Source organism: Peribacillus sp. Aquil_B1 (assembly GCF_022603275.1).
In the GTDB taxonomy this organism is placed as follows: domain Bacteria; phylum Bacillota; class Bacilli; order Bacillales; family DSM-1321; genus Peribacillus.
In genome coordinates this window covers 103,599-126,056 of sequence record NZ_JAKXEE010000002.1, presented here as the reverse complement: position 1 = coordinate 126,056, position 22,458 = coordinate 103,599, and the positions used below count along the sequence as shown (strand labels likewise).

Here is a 22,458-nt window from a genome sequence, read left to right as displayed (position 1 = left end):
ATTACCTCTTTGAGGAGGATTTATTGGATGTCAGAATACTTAGTGATTGTGGAATCGCCCGCAAAGGCGAAAACGATAGAACGTTACTTAGGAAAAAAATATAAAGTAAAGGCTTCCATGGGGCATGTACGCGATTTGCCTAAAAGTCAAATGGGTGTCGATGTTGAACATGAATATGAACCTAAATATATAACTATCCGCGGCAAAGGCCCGGTTTTAAAAGAATTGAAAACAGCTGCAAAAAAAGCGAAAAAAATCTATCTCGCGGCTGACCCCGACAGGGAAGGGGAAGCCATTGCCTGGCATTTGGCTCACAGTCTTGATGTTGACGTTAACTCAGATTGCCGCGTGGTATTCAATGAGATCACGAAAGAGGCTATCAAAGAATCATTTAAATCACCGAGGCCAATAAATATGAAATTGGTTGATGCCCAGCAGGCAAGACGGGTATTGGATCGTTTGGTCGGATACAATATAAGCCCGCTTTTGTGGAAAAAGGTGAAAAAAGGCTTAAGCGCGGGACGGGTCCAATCAGTTGCTGTACGGATGATCATTGACAGGGAGAAGGAGATCAAAGATTTTATCCCTGAAGAGTATTGGACAATCAAGGCTGATTTTGTAAAAGGAAAAGAACAGTTTGAAGGTTCCTTCTTCAGCATTAGCGGTGAGAAGAAGGAGCTGAATAACGAAGAGGACGTCAAAAAAGTGCTTGCTTCTTTAAATGGCGGCGAATTTACGATAGGAGCAGTGGCAAAAAAAGAAAGAAGGCGCAATCCAGCCGCTCCTTTTACGACTTCTTCCCTGCAACAGGAAGCGGCACGTAAATTGAATTTCCGTGCAAAGAAAACCATGATGCTTGCTCAGCAGCTTTATGAAGGAATCGAGCTTGGCAAGGAAGGTACAGTCGGGTTAATCACTTATATGAGAACCGATTCGACCCGGATTTCCGATGTTGCGAAAGAGGAAGTTCATACCTTCATTCAAAATAATTATGGTAAAGATTATGTTCAGGTTGAACAGCGCAAAGAGAAAAAACAGACTAATGCCCAGGACGCCCATGAAGCGGTCAGGCCAACAAGCACATTACGTGAACCGGGTGTAGTCAAGGAGTTCTTATCCAGAGATCAATTCCGTCTTTATAAATTGATTTGGGAACGATTCGTTTCTAGTCAAATGTCTTCGGCGGTCATGGATACGATGAGCATCGACCTGCATAACGGGGACGTCATCTTCAGGGCAAATGGTTCAAAAATTAAATTCCCGGGTTTCATGAAGGTATATGTTGAAGGGTCCGATGACTCGGTGGAAGAAAAGGAAAATGCACTTCCGGATGTGAAAAAAGGGGATCAATTCTTTTCAAAAGATATCGAGCCGAAGCAGCATTTCACACAGCCTCCGCCCCGATATACGGAAGCCCGTCTTGTCAAAACCCTAGAGGAACTGGGAATAGGCCGTCCTTCCACATATGCTCCTACCTTGGATACGATTCAAAAACGAGGCTATGTTACCTTGGATAATAAACGGTTCATACCAACGGAGCTTGGTGAGATCGTTCTTGAATTGATACGCGAATTCTTCCCGGATATTCTTGATGCAGAGTTCACTGCCAAGATGGAACAGGAATTCGACAGCGTCGAGGAAGGCAGTATCGAATGGATAAAGGTCATCGATGAATTTTATAAGGAATTTGCAGTTCATTTGGCTAAAGCCGAAGTCGAGATGGAGAAAATTGAAATCAAGGATGAACCTGCAGGTGAAGATTGCGTGGAATGCGGACATGGGATGGTCTTTAAGATGGGGCGTTACGGAAAGTTCATGGCATGCAGTAATTTCCCGGATTGCCGTAACACAAAGCCAATCGTTAAAGAAATCGGTGTTAAATGCCCAAAATGTAAAGAAGGAAACATCATTGAAAGGAAAAGTAAAAAACGCCGCATATTTTACGGGTGTGATACCTATCCTGGATGTGACTTCATATCTTGGGATAAACCGCTGCCGCGGAGTTGTCCAAAATGTGAAGGTACACTTGTTGAGAAAAAACTCAAAAAAGGCGTCCAGGTACAGTGCATGGATTGTGATTTCAAAGAATTGCCCCAAGCATAAAAAAGACCGTGAAATCGTTTACTATCACTGTGAACTATCGAAAAAAACTAAATATAAATTGACTCGGCATCTGCCGAGTTTCTTTATGTTCAGGAAAGTATGATATCATGATAGTATGTGGATTTACTTCAAAGAAGAAAATGGATAAAGCTTGAAACTTTTTTATTTAAGCCATGTGATGTAAAATTCAGTGGACAAGTACATTCTTTTAAAGATATAATTCCTATTTGTGTCCGTTACCCTTTTTAGAAGAAATGGATTGCAGGAAGAATGCCGGCTATTATAGGGCATATTCTTTAAATTATCGTTAGCAGGAATGAGTATTTCGGGTATAAATACATAGGTATCGTTAAAAATGAAACTTTTATGAAAGCAGTTTTAATGATAAATGATCCTGTCTTATCATATCTATACATGGAGGTTCGAAAAATGAAAGAAACAAAAGTAAGTGTAATCGGTGCTGGGCTTGCTGGAAGTGAAGCGGCGTGGCAGTTAGCTAAAAGAGGAATTAAAGTCGATCTATATGAAATGCGCCCTGTAAAACAAACGCCAGCCCATCATACCGATAAATTCGCTGAACTTGTTTGTTCCAATTCACTTCGGGCAAATACGTTAACAAATGCAGTTGGTGTATTAAAAGAAGAAATGCGTATTCTGGATTCGGTGATCATGTCCGCAGCAGATGCTTGTGCTGTACCGGCTGGCGGTGCTTTAGCTGTTGATCGTCATGAATTTGCCGGTCTTGTTACGGAAAGGGTCAAAAATCATCCAAATGTAACGGTCATCAATGAAGAAGTGACGGAAATTCCGGAAGGTCCTACCGTCATTGCAACCGGTCCGCTTACCAGTCAGTCACTATCTGACAGTTTAAAGCAAATCATGGATGAAGAATACTTGTACTTCTATGATGCTGCCGCACCAATTCTTGAAAAAGACAGCATCAACATGGATAAAGTATATTTGAAATCCCGCTATGATAAAGGTGAAGCAGCTTATCTGAACTGTCCGATGACGGAAGAAGAGTTTGACCGCTTTTATGAAGCATTGATTGCTGCTGAAACAGTTCCACTTAAAGAATTCGAAAAAGAAATCTTTTTTGAAGGCTGCATGCCCATTGAAGTGATGGCATCACGCGGGAAGAAAACGATGTTATTTGGTCCATTGAAGCCTGTTGGCTTGGAAGATCCAAAAACGGGAAAACGTCCTTTTGCTGTAGTTCAATTGCGTCAAGATGATGCTGCAGGAACACTTTACAATATTGTTGGTTTTCAGACACATTTGAAATGGGGACCGCAAAAAGAAGTATTGCAGCTCATTCCTGGATTGGAAAATGCGGAAATTGTCCGTTATGGAGTTATGCATCGAAACACTTTCATAAACTCACCTAATGTTTTGAAGCCTACGTACCAATTCAAGAATCGGGATGATTTATTCTTTGCCGGTCAGATGACTGGCGTCGAAGGATATGTAGAATCGGCTGCATCGGGACTGGTTGCAGGTATCAATGCTGCAAGGATCGTCCAAGGATTGGATCCTATCATTTTCCCTGCAGAGACGACGATGGGCAGCATGGCAAGGTACATAACGTCGACGAATGGTAAGAGCTTCCAGCCGATGAATGCCAACTTTGGATTGCTTCCAGACCTTGAAGTGAGAATCAAATCCAAAAAAGAGCGGAATGAAACGCATGCTAAACGCGCTTTAGACACAATTCAGAACTTTGTGAAAAATTTGTAAAATATTTGCCTGCTGTTTTAAAGTATGATACTATTTATTAGCCTTTGCGAGGTGTTTCCATGATTAATCAAAAAAAGGCATTATCATCCTTCATCGAATATTTACAAATTGAAAAGAACAGTTCACATTACACCATTGAAAATTACAAACGTGATATTCACGAATTTTTTCTGTTCCTTAATGAACAGGGCATTGAGGACATCACGTCCGTTGAATATCTTGATGTCCGGTTATATTTAACGAATTTATATGAGAAAAAACTTTCTAAGCGCACTGTAGCAAGAAAAACTTCTTGTTTGCGGAGCCTTTATAAATTTTTACTGCGTGAAGGTGATGTTAAGGATAATCCTTTTTCTCTTGCTTCTTTACCTAAAAAGGATCAAAGACTGCCGCGTTTTCTCTATGAGAAGGAAATGGATCAGTTGTTTTCTTCTTTAAAGAAAGATTCACCGATAGGGATAAGGAATTATGCCTTACTGGAATTATTGTATGCTACAGGCATTCGCGTAAGTGAATGTTGTGATATTAAACTGCAGGATATCGATCTTTCCTTAGGGACAGTACTGATCCATGGAAAAGGAAAAAAAGATCGCTACGTTCCGGTTGGTAGATATGCACAGGAAGCGATAGATTTATACATACGTACAGCCAGGATGGAATTGACTTCGTCTGACGCCAAGGCGCATGTTTATTTATTTGTTAATTTTCGTGGAGACCCTCTGACACCTAGGGGAGTTCGCTATATATTGAATGAATTGATTAAAAAGTCAGCCGCAGACGGAAGTCTTCATCCCCATATGCTAAGGCATTCGTTTGCTACACACCTATTGAATAATGGGGCGGACATTCGCACGGTTCAGGAATTGCTTGGTCATTCTAAAATTTCATCAACGCAAGTGTATACGCATGTTACAAAAGACCAATTGAAAAAAGTCTACAATGCATCACATCCGCGGCCTTAAATGTTGAAAGGGGACACTTTATGACAACGATATTTGCAGTGCATCATAAAGGTGAATGTGCCATGTCCGGTGATGGGCAGGTTACTTTAGGAAATTCAGTAGTGATGAAGCATACAGCGAGGAAAGTAAGAAAAATCTTTAATGGTAATGTCCTTGCAGGTTTTGCAGGTTCCGTTGCAGATGCTTTCACTTTATTTGAGATGTTCGAAGCAAAACTTGAAGAGTATAATGGCAATCTTCAGCGCGCTGCCGTCGAAATGGCAAAGCAATGGAGAAGTGACAATGTATTGAGGAAGCTTGAAGCCATGCTAGTCGTGATGGATAAGAACCATTTACTGCTCGTTTCTGGCACCGGGGAAGTAATTGAACCGGATGACGGGATCCTCGCCATAGGATCGGGAGGAAATTATGCATTGGCTGCCGGAAGGGCATTAATGCGGTTTTCCAGCGACCACTTATCGGCAAAGGAAATCGCTCAATCATCTTTACAAATTGCAGCGGAAATTTGTGTATTTACAAATACGAATATAATCGTGGAAGAGTTGTAAGGAGGAGCGCAAATGTCAAAAAAAGCTAATTTAACACCGAGGCAAATCGTTGAAAAACTGGATCAGTATATCGTAGGGCAGCGTGAGGCAAAACGGGCAGTGGCAGTGGCTCTTCGGAATCGCTACCGACGTTCCCTTCTCTCGGATCAACTTCGTGACGAAGTCGTACCGAAGAATATATTAATGATTGGACCGACAGGCGTTGGGAAAACAGAAATAGCTCGGAGAATGGCTAAATTGGTAGGTGCTCCTTTTGTTAAAGTTGAAGCAACGAAATTTACGGAAGTCGGGTATGTCGGCCGGGATGTAGAATCCATGGTCCGTGACTTGGTGGAGACTTCCGTCCGCCTCGTGAAGGAAGAAAAGATGGCCAGCGTAAAAGAACGGGCAGAAGAAAATGCAAATCGCCGTTTAATAGAGCTATTAGTGCCATCCACTAAAAAACAGAGTAATTTCAAGAATCCTCTTGAAGTCTTTTTTGGAGGCAATAACAATCAAGACGAACAAGATCCGGAAGAAAATTCCGAAGATTTAAGTTTGCAGGAAAAAAGAAAAATCGTCGCTGAAAAGCTGGCTAATGGTGAGTTGGAAAGTGAAATGATAACGGTCGAAGTGGAAGAACAGGCTGCTTCGATGTTTGATATGCTCCAAGGTTCGGGAATGGAACAAATGGGGATGAACATGCAGGACGCTTTAGGAAGCTTGATGCCGAAAAAAAGCAAGAAGCGCAAATTGAAAGTAAGTGAAGCGAGAACCGTTTTAACAAATGAAGAAGCGGCAAAATTGATTGATATGGATGAAGTCACTTCCGATGCAGTATACGGGGCTGAGCAAAATGGGATTATCTTCATTGATGAAATAGACAAAATTGCAAGTAAGCAATCTGGAAGTTCATCAGCGGATGTATCAAGAGAGGGTGTCCAAAGGGATATCCTGCCAATTGTAGAAGGTTCGACAGTAGTGACTAAATATGGGTCAGTTAAAACGGATCATGTCCTATTTATTGCTGCAGGGGCCTTTCATATGGCTAAGCCATCCGACCTTATCCCTGAATTACAAGGTAGATTCCCAATTCGTGTTGAATTGAACAAACTGACTGTAGACGACTTTGTACGGATTCTTCATGAACCGGATAATGCCTTGTTAAAACAATATGTTGCTTTATTAGAAACTGAAGGTATAGAAATTGAATTTTCTGACGATGCTGTTCGTAAGATAGCTGAAGTGGCCTTCGAAGTAAATCAAAACACAGACAATATTGGTGCAAGAAGACTTCATACCATTTTGGAACGGTTGCTTGAAGACTTATCGTTTGAAGCTCCGGAAATAACGATGGAGAAGATTACAATTACTCCCCAATATGTCGAAGGTAAGCTTGGTTCTATCGCCCGGAACAAAGATTTAAGCCAGTTTATCCTTTAATTAAGAAACAATAGGGCAATGTTTTGCCTACGCAATGAACATAAAATTACGGAAATACAACTTCATAGTTATTGTGAACCATGGTATTTTTAGGAGGAACAAATCAAATGAACTTATTAGCAAAAACGAGAAAAATCAATGCAATGCTCCAAAAAGCAGCAGGTAAAGCAGTTAACTTCAAGGAAATGGCTGAAAGTTTAAGTGAAGTTATCGAAGCGAATGTATTCGTCGTCAGCCGCCGCGGGAAATTATTAGGCATAGCGGTAAGTCAGCAAATTGAAAACGAACGCATGTACAAAATGTTGGAAGATAAACAATTCCCAGAAGAGTACACAAAAAACCTTTTCAATATTCCTGAAACCTCATCGAACCTTGATATCGAAAGCGAATATACTGCTTTCCCAGTCGAAAATAAAGAGCTTTTCGCAACTGGATTAACAACGATCGTACCGATTATGGGTGGGGGAGAAAGATTAGGAACATTGGTGCTTGCCCGATTACAAGAAAAATTTCACGATGATGATTTAATTTTGGCTGAATATGGTGCGACTGTAGTCGGCATGGAAATCCTGCGTGAAAAATCAGAAGAAATAGAAGAAGAAGCTCGTAGTAAAGCTGTCGTTCAAATGGCAATTTCCTCGTTATCTTACAGCGAATTGGAAGCAATTGAGCACATCTTTGAGGAGCTTAAAGGTAATGAAGGTCTTCTTGTAGCTTCCAAAATTGCAGACCGTGTCGGCATCACTCGTTCCGTTATCGTAAATGCACTAAGGAAACTGGAAAGTGCAGGAGTCATTGAATCACGCTCTCTTGGAATGAAAGGTACTTATATCAAAGTATTGAACGATAAATTCCTACTTGAATTAGAGAAGCTTAAAAATAATTAACATACTAAAAAGGCAGTCCTTGAAAAAGGGCTGCCTTTTTTTGTGATATTTGGATCAGTTGACGTTCTGGGACTAACAGGCAAATGCGGGTGAATGACATGGGTGGAAAGCAAAAAGAGGTAATTCGGATTAAATGGAAATGTGAATATAGGCATGTTTTCTAATAGAAGCAGTAAAGATAGTTAAATATTTCTTGAAAAGGGTAATTATATTATTATAACTGTCGATATGATGAAAATGAACGGTGATGTTACTTTTTGATTTTAAAGATCCTATGGATAACGGGTCCAACCTGTTGGGGATTTTGTCGAATGGAACAGAGCTTTAAAAAAACATCGTTTTTTTTCAAAAAAAGAAAAAAAGCCGGAATTACTTGTTTTCTCAAGAATCCTTTATTTAAAAGGGTGAAATCAACTAAAATGAAATAATAAATTTAAAGTAAATTTAAAAATTAGTTCTAAAGTATCAGGTATATGGATTTGTTTTTCGATATGATATATAAGCTAATAGAAGTAAAATTTGGTTAATATGTAGAATATCATAATAAAATGTAATATAACGTCATAATAGACCTGTAATTATACTAATAAAAACGACAAATTTGAGTGATTTGTGACAAAATTCGACGATAATAGGTCTAAAGTCTATGTGTTGTTTATGGACATAGTTATAATGTTTCTTTAAAATTAAAACGTAAATGTGCTGGGTTAATTTATTGATAAAGTCATTATTTGTTAATTATAGAAAGAGGTGATCGATGTGGAATTATTCTCGAATACTTTTCAATCACTTGAAAATGCCCTTGATTATTCTAATGCCAAACAAAAAGTCATTTCACAGAACATAGCCAATTCGGATACGCCTAATTATAAAGCTAAAGAGGTCGATAAAACACAATCCTTTAAAGGAGAACTGGAATCTTCCCTGGAGTCATATCGTACCGATGAACGACATTTTACCTTCAAATCAGAGGGGAGTCATGCTTCTAACATCGTGACGCAGAAAAATGTCCGATATAACAATAATGGGAATAGTGTGGACGTTGATAAGGAAATGACGGATCTTGCTTCCAACCAGATTTATTATAATGCAGTAACCGACAGGCTTTCAGGTAAGTTTCAATCATTGCAGAATGTAATTAGAGGAGGTAAGTGATGGGAATCTTCCAAAGTATAAACATGACCGGATCTAGCCTGACGAGTCAAAGGGTAAGGATGGATGTAATCTCCGCTAATATGGCTAATGCCGATACTACCAGGGCGGAATATGACGCCGAATCAAAAACATGGAAGCCATACACAAGAAAATCGGTTGTGCTGCAAAGTAAGGAAAACGGTTTTTCGAGTTTCTTAAACGCAGCATCAGGAACAACGAGCGAGGTAGGGAATGGAGTGAAGGTGACTGGAATAGTAAAAGATAAAACACCTTTTGAACTGGATTACAATCCCGAACATCCTGATGCCAATGAAGATGGTTATGTTGAAATGCCAAATGTCGACCCGCTTCGGGAAATGGTTGATTTAATGAGTGTCACACGCTCATACGAAGCAAATGTGACAGTTTTAAATGCATCAAAGGGAATGATGATGAAAGCTTTGGAAATCGGGAAATAAAAGTTTGAAAGGAGAATGTCGATATGGAGGGGATTTCTCTTTCTGCAGTGAACAGTGCAAGTAATGTTCTGAAAAAAGAGCAATACAAGACTAATACACCATACGAAGCACAACAAGATTTTGCGTCCGTATTAAAAGAATCAATAAATAAAGTTAACGAAACACAAGTGGCATCTGATGATCTTACAACCAAATTGGTTAATGGGGAGGATGTTGAGCTTCATTCGGTGATGATAGCTTCACAAAAAGCCAGCGTTACCATGCAGGCTACATTAGAGGTTCGGAATAAGGTTGTGGAAGCCTACCAGGAAATGATGAGAATGAGTATATAGCATTCATTTTTTAACCTCATAATATAGAGAAAAATGACCAGGGGGAAAAGAAATCCCCCAATCATAAATTCATAGACTGACCGGGGGATTTAAATGAATGAAGTACTAGTGAACTTTAAAAACAAAATAACTGCTTACTGGACAAGCCGCAGTAAAAAACAGAAATTCATGATGATTGGTTCAGCGGTATTAATTATCATCATCATTACGGCAGTTTCAATTTTAACCACGCGTACGACGCTGGTGCCCTTATATTCCAACTTAACTCCTTCGGAAACGGGGAGCATTAAAGAAAATTTAGACAGTCAAGGGATTATGAATGAAGTTTCTGAAAATGGAACGACCATAAAAGTTCCAGAAGAAAAACTGGATTCACTTAAAGTGGAGCTGGCAGCTGAAGGAATTCCGGAATCAGGCAGTATCGACTATTCCTTTTTTAGTCAAAGTGCCGGTATCGGAATGACTGAAAATGAATTCAATGTCATTAAACTTGACTCGATGCAAACGGAATTGGCCAGTTTAATAAAAAAGATTGATGGAGTAGAAGATGCCAGTGTTATGATCACTCTTCCTGATAAAGGAGTTTTTGTCAGTGATTCAGCTGGGGAAGCGTCAGCATCCATTGTATTGAATACGAAACCCGGTTATAAATTTGAAGAAAGTCAAATCAATTCCCTTTATCATCTCGTCTCAAAAAGTGTTCCGAATCTCCCTACAGATAATATCGTCATTATGAACCAAGAGTTTGAGTACTTCGATCTTGAAAATGAAAATTCTTCTTTTGCGTCCGCATTTGCTTCCCAAAACGAAATAAAAAAAGAAATAGAACGCGATATTCAAAGACAGGTACAAAATATGCTTGGAACGATAATGGGGAGAGACAAAGTGGTTGTTTCAGTCACGACAGACATTGATTTCACTCAAGAAAATCGGGAAGAGAATTTAGTGGAACCGGTCGATGAAGAAAATATGGCTGGAATTGAGATTTCTGCGCAAAGGATCAATGAATCGTATAGCGGGGACGCAGCAGGTGCAGGAGGCGTTCCGCAAAGTGAGGATTCCTCAGATTCATTGGGAACCCAATACGTTGAAGGCACAAATGGATCCGGTGATTATGAAAAAGTGGATGAAACGATAAATAGTGAAGTGAACCGAATCAAGAAAGAAATAGTCGAAAGCCCATATAAAGTCAAAGATTTAGGTATTCAGGTCATGGTCGAACCGCCCACAGCTGACGATCCGAATTCTTTATCACAACAGAGTGTGGATGATATTACACAAATCCTTGGTACGATAATCCGCACGACAATCGAGAAAAAAGCTGAAGGGGAAGAGCTGACGGACGAGGAGCTTAATAATAAAATTGCGATTTCCGTGCAGCCGTTTAACGGAAAAATGAAGTTGCAAAAAGATGAAACGAAACCTACGTTACCAATATGGGCATACATCGTCGGCGGAGTGCTAATACTTGCCATTATCATTCTCTTAATCTTATTCCTCCGTTCCCGAAAGCAAGCTGAAATGGAAGAGGAGTACGTGGTTGAAGAGGAAGAAGTCGTATTCGATGTTCCGGATCTGAACAAAGAGAAGGAAACGGAAGCGTCTTTAAAAAGAAAACAACTGGAGAAGCTGGCAAAAGAAAAGCCGGATGAATTTGCGAAATTATTAAGAAGCTGGATAGCAGAAGACTAGGAGGCTTAAGAAAATGACAGATAGAAAAAAAAAAGCCGGATTGACTGGCAAACAGAAAGCTGCCATTCTCCTTATTTCCTTAGGCCCGGATGTTTCTGCATCCGTATATAAGCATCTTTCCGAAGAGGAAATTGAGAGATTGACCCTTGAAATTTCGGGAGTGAGGAAAGTGGACTCCCAAGATAAAGAGGAAATTCTGGAAGAATTCCATAATATTGCTTTAGCACAGGATTACATCTCCCAGGGCGGGATAGGATATGCCAAGCAGGTACTTGAAAAGGCCTTGGGTACTGATCAGGCAACTGCCATCATTAACCGTTTAACATCATCCTTGCAGGTACGTCCATTCGACTTTGCTCGAAAGGCAGATCCTGGACAGATCTTGAATTTCATTCAGAACGAGCATCCGCAGACCATTGCATTGATCTTGTCCTATCTTGATCCCACACAGGCTGGACAAATATTGTCTGAGCTTCCGCAAGAGGTGCAGGCCGATATTGCTAGAAGGATTGCTTTAATGGATAGCACTTCTCCGGAAATCATCAATGAAGTGGAGCAAATACTTGAAAGGAAACTTTCAGCGACTGTAACCCAAGATTATACACAGACTGGTGGAGTGGAAGCCGTTGTAGATGTGTTGAATGGTGTTGACCGCTCAACGGAAAGGACGATCTTGGATGCACTTGAAATCCAAGATCCGGAGCTTGCTGAGGAAATCAAGAAAAGAATGTTTGTTTTTGAGGATATCGTGACCCTTGATGGCAGAGCGATTCAGCGCGTTGTCAGGGACTCCGATAACGAAGATCTTAAACTTTCTCTTAAAGTGGCTAGTGATGAAGTGAAGGAAATCGTTTTCCGAAACATGTCAAAACGGATGGTTGAAACGTTCCAGGAAGAAATGGAATATATGGGGCCGGTACGCTTGCGTGATGTTGAAGAAGCACAATCAAGAATTGTTGCCGTCATTCGACGACTGGAAGAGACTGGAGACATCGTGATTGCCCGCGGCGGAGGGGATGATATCATTGTCTAGGATTATCAAATCCCAGCAGGCTAACCAAGAGGAAAGTAAAAAGATAGCGATAAAAGTTCGCCCTTTTGACTTTTTTCAAAATGATGATGCAGATGAGCGAAAAAACCTTCATTATATTCAATCTGATGAATTTCTCAAAGATGCCAAACAGGAAGCGGAAACGTTATTGCTCGATGCTAAGCAAAAAGCCCAAGCGATTGCTGCTGAAATCCAGCAAGACCGAGAACAATGGGAGAATCAAGATAAAGCAATGTTTATCGAACAAGCTCAAAAAGAAGGGTATCAGCAGGGAGTCGAAGATGGGATCCAAAAGGGTTATAGCGAGATTGCCGCGGAAATAGCTTTCGCAAAAGAAGTGGTGCAGTCCTCTAAAAAAGATTATCGGCACCATATCGAATCATCTGAAACCGTTATTTTGAATCTTGCCCTGAAGGTGGCAGAGAAAATTATCGGGCAACAGCTTGAAAAAGATGAAGAGTCTTTTTTATCCATAGTCAAAAGAGCCATCAAAGAAGTGAGGGATTACCGTGAAGTGCAATTGCATATCCATCCCATTCGATATCAATCGATTCTTTCTCATAAAGATGAGTTGATGGCAATCTTTCCAAAAGATACTGAGCTGTATATCTTTCCGGATGATGAGCTTGAAGAAAGCAGCTGTATCATCGAATCCGAAAACGGAAGGATGGATGCGAGTGTCGACAGTCAGCTGCAGGAAATTAAAGTGAAACTAACTGAATTGCTGGAAGGGGAATAAAGATGAAAACTAGAGACCTATTGCCCTTGGTTGATGAAGTTGATCCATTCAAACATTATGGACGGGTCAAACGTGTCGTGGGGTTAATGATAGAATCTCAAGGCCCTGAAAGCTCTGTAGGTGATGTTTGTTATATCCATACAGGCATACAAAAAAAGAAAAACCGAATCATAGCCGAAGTGGTCGGTTTCCGTGATGAAATGGTCATTTTAATGCCATTTACAGCAGTTAGTGATATTGCCCCTGGCTGTATGGTGGAAGGAAGCGGGCGGAGTCTTGAGATAAAGGTGGGAAGTGAACTTATTGGCAAAGTAGTCGATCCATTGGGCCATCCCATTGATGACTCACTTCTTCCAAAAGGTTTGGCGACAATTTCTGTGGATCAAGATCCGCCAAATCCGATGAAACGGCCTCCCATTAATGAACCGATAGATGTAGGAGTCCGGGTAATTGATAGTTTATTAACAGTTGGAAAAGGACAACGTGTTGGTATCTTTGCAGGAAGCGGCGTCGGGAAAAGCACGTTGCTTGGTATGGTAGCAAGGAATACGACGGCTGACTTAAACGTGATCGGTCTTATTGGAGAACGTGGCCGTGAAGTTCGTGAATTCATTGAGAAAGACCTTGGACCGGAAGGGCTGGCTCGATCAATCATTGTAGTGGCGACATCTGACCAGCCAGCGTTAATGAGGATAAAGGGTGCTTTGACGGCAACTGCCATCGCGGAATATTTTCGTGATAAGGGATTGAGTGTGATGCTGATGATGGATTCGGTCACGAGGGTGGCTATGGCCCAGAGGGAAATTGGGCTTGCCATCGGGGAACCGCCGACGACCAAAGGGTATACCCCCTCCGTTTTCGCCATCCTGCCAAGGTTACTCGAAAGAACGGGTACAAATCAGCTCGGTACCATTACAGCTTTTTATACGGTACTCGTCGACGGTGATGATATGAATGAACCGATTGCTGATGCTGTCAGGGGGATTTTGGATGGTCACTTCATACTGGACCGTAACTTAGCCAATAAAGGACAGTTTCCAGCGCTCAATGTATTAAAGAGCATTAGTCGTGTCATGAACAATATAGTTGGTGACAAGCATAAAAACGCCGCGGAAGAATTACGGGCAAGTTTATCAACCTATATGGAGTCGGAAGATTTGATTAATATAGGAGCTTATAAGAAGGGTTCTTCCAAACAAATTGATAACTCGATTACACGCTATCCGGAAATCATTTCATTTTTGAAGCAAGGAACCCATGAAAAAGCTACCAAAGATAATAGTATCAATGCCCTTGTCGAATTGATGGAGAAAGGTGATTAATAATGATTTATCAATATAAATTCGAGAAGATCCTGACCATCAAAGAAAAAGAAAAAACCGATGCACTAGCTAAATATAATGCTGCTTTAAAAAAATTTGAAGAAGTGGCAGAAAAGTTATATAAGCTTTTAAAGAAAAAGGAAGAGTTGCTTGAGTTTCAACAGGAAAAGCTGCGAAATGGATTATCCATACAGGAAATTCGTCATCATCAGTTATTTATGGACAACTTGGAAAAACTCTTAAACCACTGTCAACAGGAAGTCATTGAAGCGCGATACAAGATGAATATTCAACGGGATATATTAATGGAAAGAAATATCGAGGTTAAAAAGTACGAGAAAATGAAAGAAAATGATTTTCATAAATTCCTCGATGTCATAAAGGAAGCTGAGAACAAACAAATGGATGAAATATCAATCCGGCAATTCTTAAGCAAAGGCGTAAGGTGATGGAATGGGTAAAAAAAGTGAATCTAATGGATTGGAAGAATTGGAAGAAAGCAAGATAAGTAAGTTTCAATGGTTTCTTGTCATCTTCATTCCATTAATCTTTGCGGTAACTGTAGCGTTAATCGTTTTTACAGTTGCAGGGGTGAATGTAGTGGAAAAGGCAAAGGAAATGTCTGCGAAAATACCCTTCATTGAATCGGATCAAAAGGATGAAGAAAAAGATAAACCAGCCAAGAGTGATGAGAAAGTTTCCATGAAGCTCGAAAAATTAGAAACCGAGATTGAAAACAAGGAAAAAGAGATAGACAAGCTTGAGAGCATCATCGATACACGTGACAAGGCCATTGAAAAGGCAGAGGCGGAAAAACAGCAGCTTCAAACAGAAATGAATCAACTTAAAGATAGTCAGAATGATAGTAAACAAGCGTTCAAAGATATCATCCGTACTTATGAAACGATGGCTCCCAAGAAGGCTGCTCCCATCATTACCGAAATGAATGATGAAGATGCAGTGGAGATTCTCTCAAGTATGAAAGCAGCCACTTTAGCTAAGGTTTTGGAGCAAATGACAACGACTGATGCTGCAAGGTTAACGAAGAAACTGACGGAACAAAGTTCTTGAGTGAAAAGGGTTAGGAGGTGAATATATGAATTCTGCCATTAATTCTTTACTTCCTTTGGCATCATTGACTCAAAAGGTACCAATTAAGCCAAATCAGCAAACTAATTCAGGGTTTGGATCAGTCCTCCAATCAGCGATAGTGGCAGAACCTCCCGTTCCATCGGATAAGAGCGGCAACCCTGAAGGACGAATGTCTGAAATAAACGAGTTGCTTGGTTTTTTGAAACTTGAAAGGTTAAGTGATACAGGGGAAGAGAGTACAGCCGTTGCCCCTTCAGTAAACAAACAAGACAGCACCCTTATTTTACAGGTCCAAAAAAATATAGTTGGAAATGATGAGGGGGCCCTTGATGATTTCTTTGCGAGCATCGAGGAACTGGATTTAGAACAAGAAGGTGATGACTTCAGCCTGAATCCACAAAGTTTGTTATCAGCCAATGTCATGGAACTGTATACCACCCTGAAAAAAGTTACTGTATTGAGCGAAGAAGAATGGCATGACCTCCCATTGTCTGGTGTGGTGAATCTTTTAAAACTGGTGAAAATTCAAGATCTTCTTTCGGAGAATAAGGATATGACACAAGATGAAGCGGCCATTCAGAAACAAATGAAACACCTGCTTGAAGGAATAACGGGGAAGCTGGAGAAATGGCTGTTCAATCAGTCAAAATCAAAAACAGAACCTGACCAATCCAACACTTCAGAGACAAGGCAAACTAAAGCAATAGAAACATTTAAAAGCGCATTATCGCATTTATCTGGGAGTGACAAGGTGAATAAAGATGGAGCAGTCGCTAGCAGTGTGACTTTGCAAAGCCCGGATAGCGGTAAAAATCAAGGGTCTGGTATGCCTTTTCTCATGACAAAGCTGGAGCAATTCGTCTTGGCGGCTCCCAAAGTTGAGCAAACTGTCAGTCAAGATGAGTTTGTTAAGCAATTTGACAATATTTTAAGTAAGGCGAACTTTAGCGGAACTAACGGTGTAAATAAACTGTTGATCAGATTGAATCCTGAACATTTAGGGTCCCTAAGAATCGAGCTGATTCAAAAGGATGGTATGCTATCAGCCAAGATTCTGGCTACCACTGCCCAAGCCAAAGATATTCTGGAGAACCAGATTCATGGTTTAAAACAAGCATTTAGCGGACAAAACATTCAAATTGAAAGAATTGAAATATCACAGGCCTTCAATGCTTTCAACTCAGAGAAATTCAGCCAGAAAGATGCGGATGAACATAATGAACAACAGGAGAGTAAGGAAGAAAGCAATGATGAGCCGGAAAGCGAGTTTACGGGATCCCTTGCCGATGCTCTGTTAAATCTGGAAGTGTAGGTGAAGAAATGACGACCATCGATACATCACTATTATTATCAAAATCCCAAACTGAAAATAGAAAAACCGGGGATGCATTGGGAAAAGATGATTTCTTGAAATTGTTGCTTACCCAGCTTCAAAACCAAGATCCGTCAAGCCCAATGGACAATACCGAGTTCATCGCCCAAATGGCCACTTTTTCTTCTCTGGAACAGATGATGAATATGGGAGCCCAAATGGAAGAAATAATCGGGATCAATCAACAAAATAGTTTAATGAACTATAACTCTTTTGTCGGAAAGGAAGTCACTTGGCACAAATTGGATGAAGGCGATGATGACCTTGCGATAGAAGAAGGAACAGGCATCGTTAAATCGATCCAATATAAGGGTGATGGCGTTTATTTTCTTTTAGAAGATGGCACAAAGCTTGAACCCGCAAATATTTCGGCAATGAAACAAACAAGTTCCACGTCGAATAGCTTGACGGCGGCAAGTGAATTAATAGGTAAGCGCGTTTCCTGGATGGATGAAAAAAATGGAGAGACAGCAGCTGTCGTAATCTCAGTATCCATGAGTAATGGCAAACTGCAAATTGAAGTGGATGATGAAAACAACACCAAGTTATCATCAGATCAATTGATAAAAGTCGCTGAAGCTTAAGGGGCGGGAATATGAATAAACTTGGTTTTCAAGCAAATTCCCTCAAGCGATGCCACAAACAAAATGACCGTTAAGGCAAAGGCAGATGATCCAGCAAGGCTTCCAACAGCATTTTCAAGCTGCTGTCTATACAAATGAAAAATTGACCATCAGTAAACATGTTCAATTGCGGATGAGTCAAAAATGGGTGTAACCGAATCTCTTATCATTACAGGGAATGCGGCAATGATAGTAAGCACGATAAACAATAAGTTATCACAGCATGAACAGGGGAGAAGCAACATCTCAAATTTTCACGAACATCAATGGAATCATAATTTTAGATTAATAGGCTGGACCTGATAGAGGAAGCCTGGACTGTGGAATGACGGAAGCAGTCTTTATATGAAAGGGGAGCTTTTACCATGCTTCGTTCAATGTATTCGGGAATAAGCGGATTAAAAAACTTACAAACAAAATTGGATGTTATCGGTAATAACGTCGCCAATGTCAATACTTATGGTTTCAAAAAAAGCCGTGTGACATTCAGCGATGCGATGAACCAAACGGTATCTGGTGCAAGTGCAGCAACAGCCAATAAAGGAGGAACCAATTCTAAACAAATTGGATTGGGCTCCACGATTGCTACAATCGATACGATCCATACACAGTCAAGCCTGCAAACCACCGGCCGTGATCTTGATTTAGGAATATCAGGTGATGGCTATTTCGTCGTCAAGCAAGGCGATTCTCTTTCATATACACGTGCAGGAAACTTTTATTTGGATGATAATGGTACCCTTGTCAACGCGAATGGTTTGAAAGTGCAGGCTTACAAGGTTGATGAAAACGGGAAACGATCAAAAACGATTGGCGACGTTGCTGTTAACGTCAATGCGATTTTACCTGCCATTACCACCACTAAAATATCAGTAAGTGGAAATCTAGCTGCCGACGCAATTGATGGTACCGTATTTAGCCAACAAATGAAAGTTGTGGATGACAAGGGTAAAGAACAAACGGCAACTATCTATTTCCAAAAAAACGGTGATGATAAATGGGAGCTTTTTGATGAAGAACCTGCTGCTTTGGGGGATACATCAGCTACTAAACCAAAACCGTTCACAACGGTTAATTTCGACGCTAATGGTCAGATAGTGGCAGCTGATAAAACCCAGTCAGGTCAAACCATAAACATTTCAAGCGGCAAAGAGGATGACTCGGATACACCAGGTGATGAAAGCGTACAAAAAGTTAATTTGGATTTTGATTTCTCGAACCTTACTCAAGTTAAAGGTTCCACCACTGCTCTTGTCAATCCGAATGGTAATAAAGAAGGTAAACTGGAAAGCTTTAATATTGGTTCATCAGGGGAAATAAATGGCGTTTATTCCAACGGTCTGATCACTACCTTAGGCCAACTGGCCGTCGCCAAGTTTTCCAATGCATCTGGCTTGACGAAAACCGGTGGCAATACTTTTCAGGAATCAATAAACTCAGGTACTGCAAATATCAATATCGCAGGTGAGGGGCGCGGTGTTATTGCATCAGGTTCTTTGGAAATGTCCAATGTGGATTTATCCGAAGAGTTTACTGAAATGATCGTTGCTCAACGTGGTTTCCAATCGAATTCGAGGATCATCACGACGTCGGATGAGATTTTGCAGGAATTGGTTAACTTAAAACGATAGGTTAAGGGAGGGAGGAGCCAGGTGCTTTTTGCCCTGGCTCCTAAATATCATTATCAAAGTCACAAGGCTCAATGGAAAATGCTTTTATATCAATGCATTGTACATAGACACAGTCGAGTCATTGCCAGATACGACCATTACTTTTACAAATGGTAAGAAAATCGTTGTGCTAGAGAAGGAAGAGGAACTGGTTGAAGCTATTATACAATTTTATCGTACCGTTAATATTCTCGGTTTTCGTAAGGATGTGGAGGAAAGTTCATGAAAAAAAATCTATTGACCATTATGTTGATCATACTCGTGGCTATAACGCTTGTTGGTGTCATAGCGGTCGTGGTAGTGACAAAGTTATCTGATCCCACATCTGCCGAAGATAAACCTAGCATTGACGAAATTGTCAAATCATCAGTTGAGATTCCTGAAATTACTACGAATCTTGCCGGCAATGATTATATCAAAATCTCATTTATGGTCCAAACAGAAAATAAAAAAGCAAAAGAAGAGTTGGAAAAAAGAAATTTTCAAGTGAAAAATATCATCATTACCGAACTATCAGAAATGAAAGCGGAAGAGTTAACCGGTAAAAAAGGCAAGGAAAAGCTTCAAGAAGCGTTAAAGACTAGAATGAATGAATTAATGGAAGAAGGAAAAGTTGAAAAGGTTTATATAACCTCCTCGATTCTGCAATAAAAAACATCCTTGCTTCATTAAATAAGAAGGAGAAGCTTTGGAGGTGAGTGTTAATGTCCGGGGAAATATTATCGCAAAATGAAATCGATGCTTTATTATCGGCCATTTCCACAGGAGAAATGGATGCAGATGATTTAAAAAAAGAAGAAGTAGAAAAAAGAGTGAAAGTATACGACTTTAAAAGGGCGCTTCGGTTTTCTAAGGATCAAATCCGGAGTTTGACCAGGATACACGAGAACTTTGCAAGGCTGCTGACCACATACTTTTCTGCTCAGCTTAGAACATATGTCCAAATATCCGTTGCTTCGGCAGATCAAATACCTTACGAAGAGTTTATCCGATCGATTCCTAAAATGACCATCATGAATGTTTTTGAGGTGCCGCCCTTGGATGGCCGAATCATTCTTGAGGTCAACCCGAATATCGCTTATTCCATGATGGATCGCGTTTTGGGCGGGCGGGGCATAAGCGTGAATAAGGTGGATAGTTTAACGGAAATAGAAACGAAAATCATGTCGAATTTATTCGAGAAGGCTTTTGAAAATTTACAGGAGGCTTGGGGAACGATTGTTGAAATCGAACCGGTGATGACAGAGTTCGAGGTCAATCCACAATTTTTACAACTAGTTTCACCCAATGATACTGTTGTGGTCATTTCCTTGAATACACAAATCGGTGAAACGAGTGGAATGATTAATGTTTGCATTCCTCACGTCGTATTGGAACCGATCATACCAAAGTTATCCGCTCATTATTGGATGGAAAATTCCCAAAAGGAAAAAATCCCGGAGGAAATCATGATTTTGGAAAAGCGTATCCGAAACGCAGATCTTCCCATTATTTCCGAACTTGGTTCCACGGACATCACCATCGAGGATTTTTTGCTGCTTGATGTTGGAGATGTCATCGATTTAAATAAGGCAATCGATGAACCTTTGACGATTACCATTGGAGGGGTCCCAAAATACAGCGGGCAGCCAGGAAAAGTAGGAAAAAAACATGCTATCCAGATTCTTGATATTTTGAAAGGGGGAGACGAAGATGGTAAGTGATGGAATGCTTTCACAAGACGAGATAGATGCCCTTTTAAAAGGTACAAGTGATATTGAAGATGAGGTGTTCCCTCTCTCGATTGACGATTATTTATCGATGATGGAACTCGACGCCCTCGGTGAAATCGGTAATATCTCCTTCGGAAGTTCGGCCACTGCCCTATCCACTTTGTTGAATCAAAAAGTGGATATCACCACTCCGACGGTTACATTGATTGAAAGGGGACAGATCGCGGAAGAATTCCCGCATCCATATGTAGCGATTCAAGTGCAATATACAGAAGGTTTTTCAGGTATAAATATGCTGGTCATCAAGCAGAGCGATGCTGCTATCATTGCGGATTTGATGCTTGGCGGAGATGGGGAGAATCCTTCTGACCTGCTTGGGGAAATTCAATTGAGTGCTGTCCAGGAAGCCATGAACCAAATGATGGGTTCTGCTGCGACATCCATGTCGACCATTTTTAGTAAAAAAGTGGATATTTCTCCACCTAGCATAGATTTACTTAACTTTTTAAATGGTGAAGGTGAAAATGCGATACCGAACGAGGATTTATTTGCAAAAATCTCATTCCGTCTCCGTGTCGGCAGCTTAATTGATTCCAGTATCATGCAGTTGTTGCCGTTAGAGTTTGCTAAAGGGTTAGTTTCTGAATTATTAAATGGGACGGGCGAAAGCGATCCTGCCGAAATGAAAACGCAAAAAATACTAAGTGAACCAGTAACAAACATTCCAACTCAGGAGCCGGCACCATTCCAGGACAGCCGGTCTGAACGATCGGCAAATGAAACTTATGGACAAGGCGGTCACCAAACCCAACCAGCGAGCCAAATGCCGAATGTACCACAACATTTTGGCGTTTCATCCGTACCAACAGGACAGCCAGTAAATGTTCAGCCTGCCAGTTTCACCAGTTTTCAGCCTTATCAGCTTCAGGAGTCTGAAACAAAAAATCTCAGCATGCTGATGGATATCCCTTTGCAGGTAACTGTGGAGCTTGGAAGAACGAAACGCTCCGTCAAGGATATTTTGGAGTTGTCCTCCGGATCGATCATCGAATTGGATAAATTAGCGGGAGAGCCAGTGGATATCCTGGTAAACAGCCGCTTGATAGCAAAAGGCGAGGTAGTGGTGATTGATGAAAACTTTGGAGTGCGTGTTACAGATATCATGAGTCAAAGTGACCGATTAAATAAAATAAGATAATTTGGGGGACGAAAATTATGGCTAATAGAATTTTAATTGTGGACGATGCAGCATTTATGAGAATGATGATTAAGGATATCCTTTCAAAAAATGGTTTTGAAATAGTCGGGGAAGCAGCAGATGGCGCCCAAGCAGTGGAAAAATATAAAGAAACTCATCCGGATCTTGTAACGATGGATATTACCATGCCTGAAATGGATGGAATTACAGCATTAAAGGAAATTAAAAAGGTAAATCCTCAAGCTAAGGTCATCATGTGTTCAGCGATGGGACAGCAAGCCATGGTCATTGATGCGATCCAGGCGGGTGCAAAAGACTTTATCGTGAAGCCATTCCAGGCAGACCGTGTTTTGGAAGCCATAAATAAAGCATTAAGTTAAGAG

At 40.6% G+C, this 22,458-nt stretch carries 24 protein-coding genes; all 24 read left to right on the top strand.

The annotated features are described in order from the left end of the window. The first annotated feature begins 27 nt into the window (after positions 1-27). The 24 genes from topA (at position 28) to MPH60_RS14155 (ending at position 22,455) form a co-directional block, all read left to right on the top strand. Entirely contained in the window at positions 28-2,103 is a 2,076-nt protein-coding gene (gene topA / locus MPH60_RS14265) for a type I DNA topoisomerase (RefSeq protein WP_241591145.1), read from the top strand. 429 nt (positions 2,104-2,532) lie between these two features. After that, a complete protein-coding gene (gene trmFO / locus MPH60_RS14260; RefSeq protein ID WP_101224639.1) occupies positions 2,533-3,840 on the top strand; it encodes an FADH(2)-oxidizing methylenetetrahydrofolate--tRNA-(uracil(54)-C(5))-methyltransferase TrmFO in 1,308 nt (435 codons plus the stop codon). Between the two features lie 59 nt (positions 3,841-3,899). Next, the gene (gene xerC / locus MPH60_RS14255; RefSeq protein WP_241591147.1) at positions 3,900-4,802 is read left to right on the top strand and encodes a tyrosine recombinase XerC; all 903 of its coding nucleotides are present in this window, start codon (positions 3,900-3,902) and stop codon (positions 4,800-4,802) included. A gap of 20 nt (positions 4,803-4,822) precedes the next feature. Next, the gene (gene hslV / locus MPH60_RS14250) at positions 4,823-5,350 is read left to right on the top strand and encodes an HslVU peptidase proteolytic subunit (RefSeq protein ID WP_048684874.1); all 528 of its coding nucleotides are present in this window, start codon (positions 4,823-4,825) and stop codon (positions 5,348-5,350) included. Positions 5,351-5,362: 12 nt separating this feature from the next. Continuing rightward, complete coding sequence (hslU, locus tag MPH60_RS14245) at positions 5,363-6,772, top strand: HslU--HslV peptidase ATPase subunit (RefSeq protein WP_048684871.1); 1,410 nt, start codon at positions 5,363-5,365, stop codon at positions 6,770-6,772. A gap of 107 nt (positions 6,773-6,879) precedes the next feature. Then, positions 6,880-7,659, top strand: coding sequence for a GTP-sensing pleiotropic transcriptional regulator CodY (gene codY / locus MPH60_RS14240; RefSeq protein ID WP_057278408.1), 780 nt, complete (start codon positions 6,880-6,882; stop codon positions 7,657-7,659). 759 nt (positions 7,660-8,418) lie between these two features. Then, positions 8,419-8,814 (top strand): flagellar basal body rod protein FlgB, encoded by a 396-nt coding sequence (gene flgB, locus MPH60_RS14235; protein WP_241591150.1) that lies wholly within the window; start codon positions 8,419-8,421, stop codon positions 8,812-8,814. Next, entirely contained in the window at positions 8,814-9,272 is a 459-nt protein-coding gene (flgC, locus tag MPH60_RS14230) for a flagellar basal body rod protein FlgC (protein ID WP_241591152.1), read from the top strand. The genes flgB and flgC overlap by 1 nt, the downstream gene beginning before the upstream one ends. Positions 9,273-9,295: 23 nt before the next feature. Further along, the gene (gene fliE, locus MPH60_RS14225; RefSeq protein WP_241591154.1) at positions 9,296-9,604 is read left to right on the top strand and encodes a flagellar hook-basal body complex protein FliE; all 309 of its coding nucleotides are present in this window, start codon (positions 9,296-9,298) and stop codon (positions 9,602-9,604) included. A 93-nt stretch (positions 9,605-9,697) separates the two neighbouring features. Next, a complete protein-coding gene (gene fliF / locus MPH60_RS14220) occupies positions 9,698-11,296 on the top strand; it encodes a flagellar basal-body MS-ring/collar protein FliF (RefSeq protein WP_241591156.1) in 1,599 nt (532 codons plus the stop codon). A 13-nt stretch (positions 11,297-11,309) separates the two neighbouring features. Beyond that, positions 11,310-12,329: a flagellar motor switch protein FliG gene (gene fliG / locus MPH60_RS14215; protein ID WP_241591158.1), complete on the top strand. Its 1,020-nt coding sequence runs from the start codon at positions 11,310-11,312 to the stop codon at positions 12,327-12,329. Then, positions 12,313-13,086 carry a flagellar assembly protein FliH gene (gene fliH, locus MPH60_RS14210; protein WP_241615844.1) on the top strand — a complete coding sequence of 258 codons (774 nt, stop codon included), beginning with the start codon at positions 12,313-12,315 and terminating at the stop codon, positions 13,084-13,086. The genes fliG and fliH overlap by 17 nt, the downstream gene beginning before the upstream one ends. A gap of 2 nt (positions 13,087-13,088) precedes the next feature. Then, on the top strand, positions 13,089-14,408 hold the full coding sequence (fliI, locus tag MPH60_RS14205) for a flagellar protein export ATPase FliI (protein ID WP_241591162.1): 1,320 nt from the start codon (positions 13,089-13,091) through the stop codon (positions 14,406-14,408). A gap of 2 nt (positions 14,409-14,410) precedes the next feature. Further along, positions 14,411-14,857 (top strand): flagellar export protein FliJ, encoded by a 447-nt coding sequence (gene fliJ, locus MPH60_RS14200; protein WP_241591164.1) that lies wholly within the window; start codon positions 14,411-14,413, stop codon positions 14,855-14,857. 4 nt (positions 14,858-14,861) lie between these two features. Next, the gene (locus MPH60_RS14195) at positions 14,862-15,479 is read left to right on the top strand and encodes a MotE family protein (RefSeq protein WP_241591166.1); all 618 of its coding nucleotides are present in this window, start codon (positions 14,862-14,864) and stop codon (positions 15,477-15,479) included. Positions 15,480-15,504: 25 nt separating this feature from the next. Further along, entirely contained in the window at positions 15,505-16,812 is a 1,308-nt protein-coding gene (locus MPH60_RS14190) for a flagellar hook-length control protein FliK (RefSeq protein ID WP_241591168.1), read from the top strand. An 8-nt stretch (positions 16,813-16,820) separates the two neighbouring features. Continuing rightward, positions 16,821-17,456 carry a flagellar hook assembly protein FlgD gene (gene flgD, locus MPH60_RS14185; RefSeq protein ID WP_241591170.1) on the top strand — a complete coding sequence of 212 codons (636 nt, stop codon included), beginning with the start codon at positions 16,821-16,823 and terminating at the stop codon, positions 17,454-17,456. Between the two features lie 262 nt (positions 17,457-17,718). Then, positions 17,719-17,784, top strand: coding sequence for a hypothetical protein (locus tag MPH60_RS27970; protein WP_405390609.1), 66 nt, complete (start codon positions 17,719-17,721; stop codon positions 17,782-17,784). A 76-nt stretch (positions 17,785-17,860) separates the two neighbouring features. Further along, positions 17,861-19,126 (top strand): flagellar hook protein FlgE, encoded by a 1,266-nt coding sequence (locus MPH60_RS14180; protein ID WP_241591172.1) that lies wholly within the window; start codon positions 17,861-17,863, stop codon positions 19,124-19,126. A gap of 49 nt (positions 19,127-19,175) precedes the next feature. After that, entirely contained in the window at positions 19,176-19,391 is a 216-nt protein-coding gene (locus MPH60_RS14175; protein WP_241591309.1) for a flagellar FlbD family protein, read from the top strand. Then, on the top strand, positions 19,388-19,816 hold the full coding sequence (gene fliL / locus MPH60_RS14170; RefSeq protein WP_241591174.1) for a flagellar basal body-associated protein FliL: 429 nt from the start codon (positions 19,388-19,390) through the stop codon (positions 19,814-19,816). The genes MPH60_RS14175 and fliL overlap by 4 nt, the downstream gene beginning before the upstream one ends. Before the next feature lie 53 nt (positions 19,817-19,869). Continuing rightward, complete coding sequence (gene fliM / locus MPH60_RS14165; protein WP_241591176.1) at positions 19,870-20,868, top strand: flagellar motor switch protein FliM; 999 nt, start codon at positions 19,870-19,872, stop codon at positions 20,866-20,868. Then, positions 20,858-22,075 carry a flagellar motor switch phosphatase FliY gene (fliY, locus tag MPH60_RS14160; RefSeq protein ID WP_241591178.1) on the top strand — a complete coding sequence of 406 codons (1,218 nt, stop codon included), beginning with the start codon at positions 20,858-20,860 and terminating at the stop codon, positions 22,073-22,075. The genes fliM and fliY overlap by 11 nt, the downstream gene beginning before the upstream one ends. A gap of 17 nt (positions 22,076-22,092) precedes the next feature. After that, positions 22,093-22,455: a response regulator gene (locus MPH60_RS14155; protein WP_063231856.1), complete on the top strand. Its 363-nt coding sequence runs from the start codon at positions 22,093-22,095 to the stop codon at positions 22,453-22,455. Positions 22,456-22,458 lie beyond the last annotated feature (3 nt).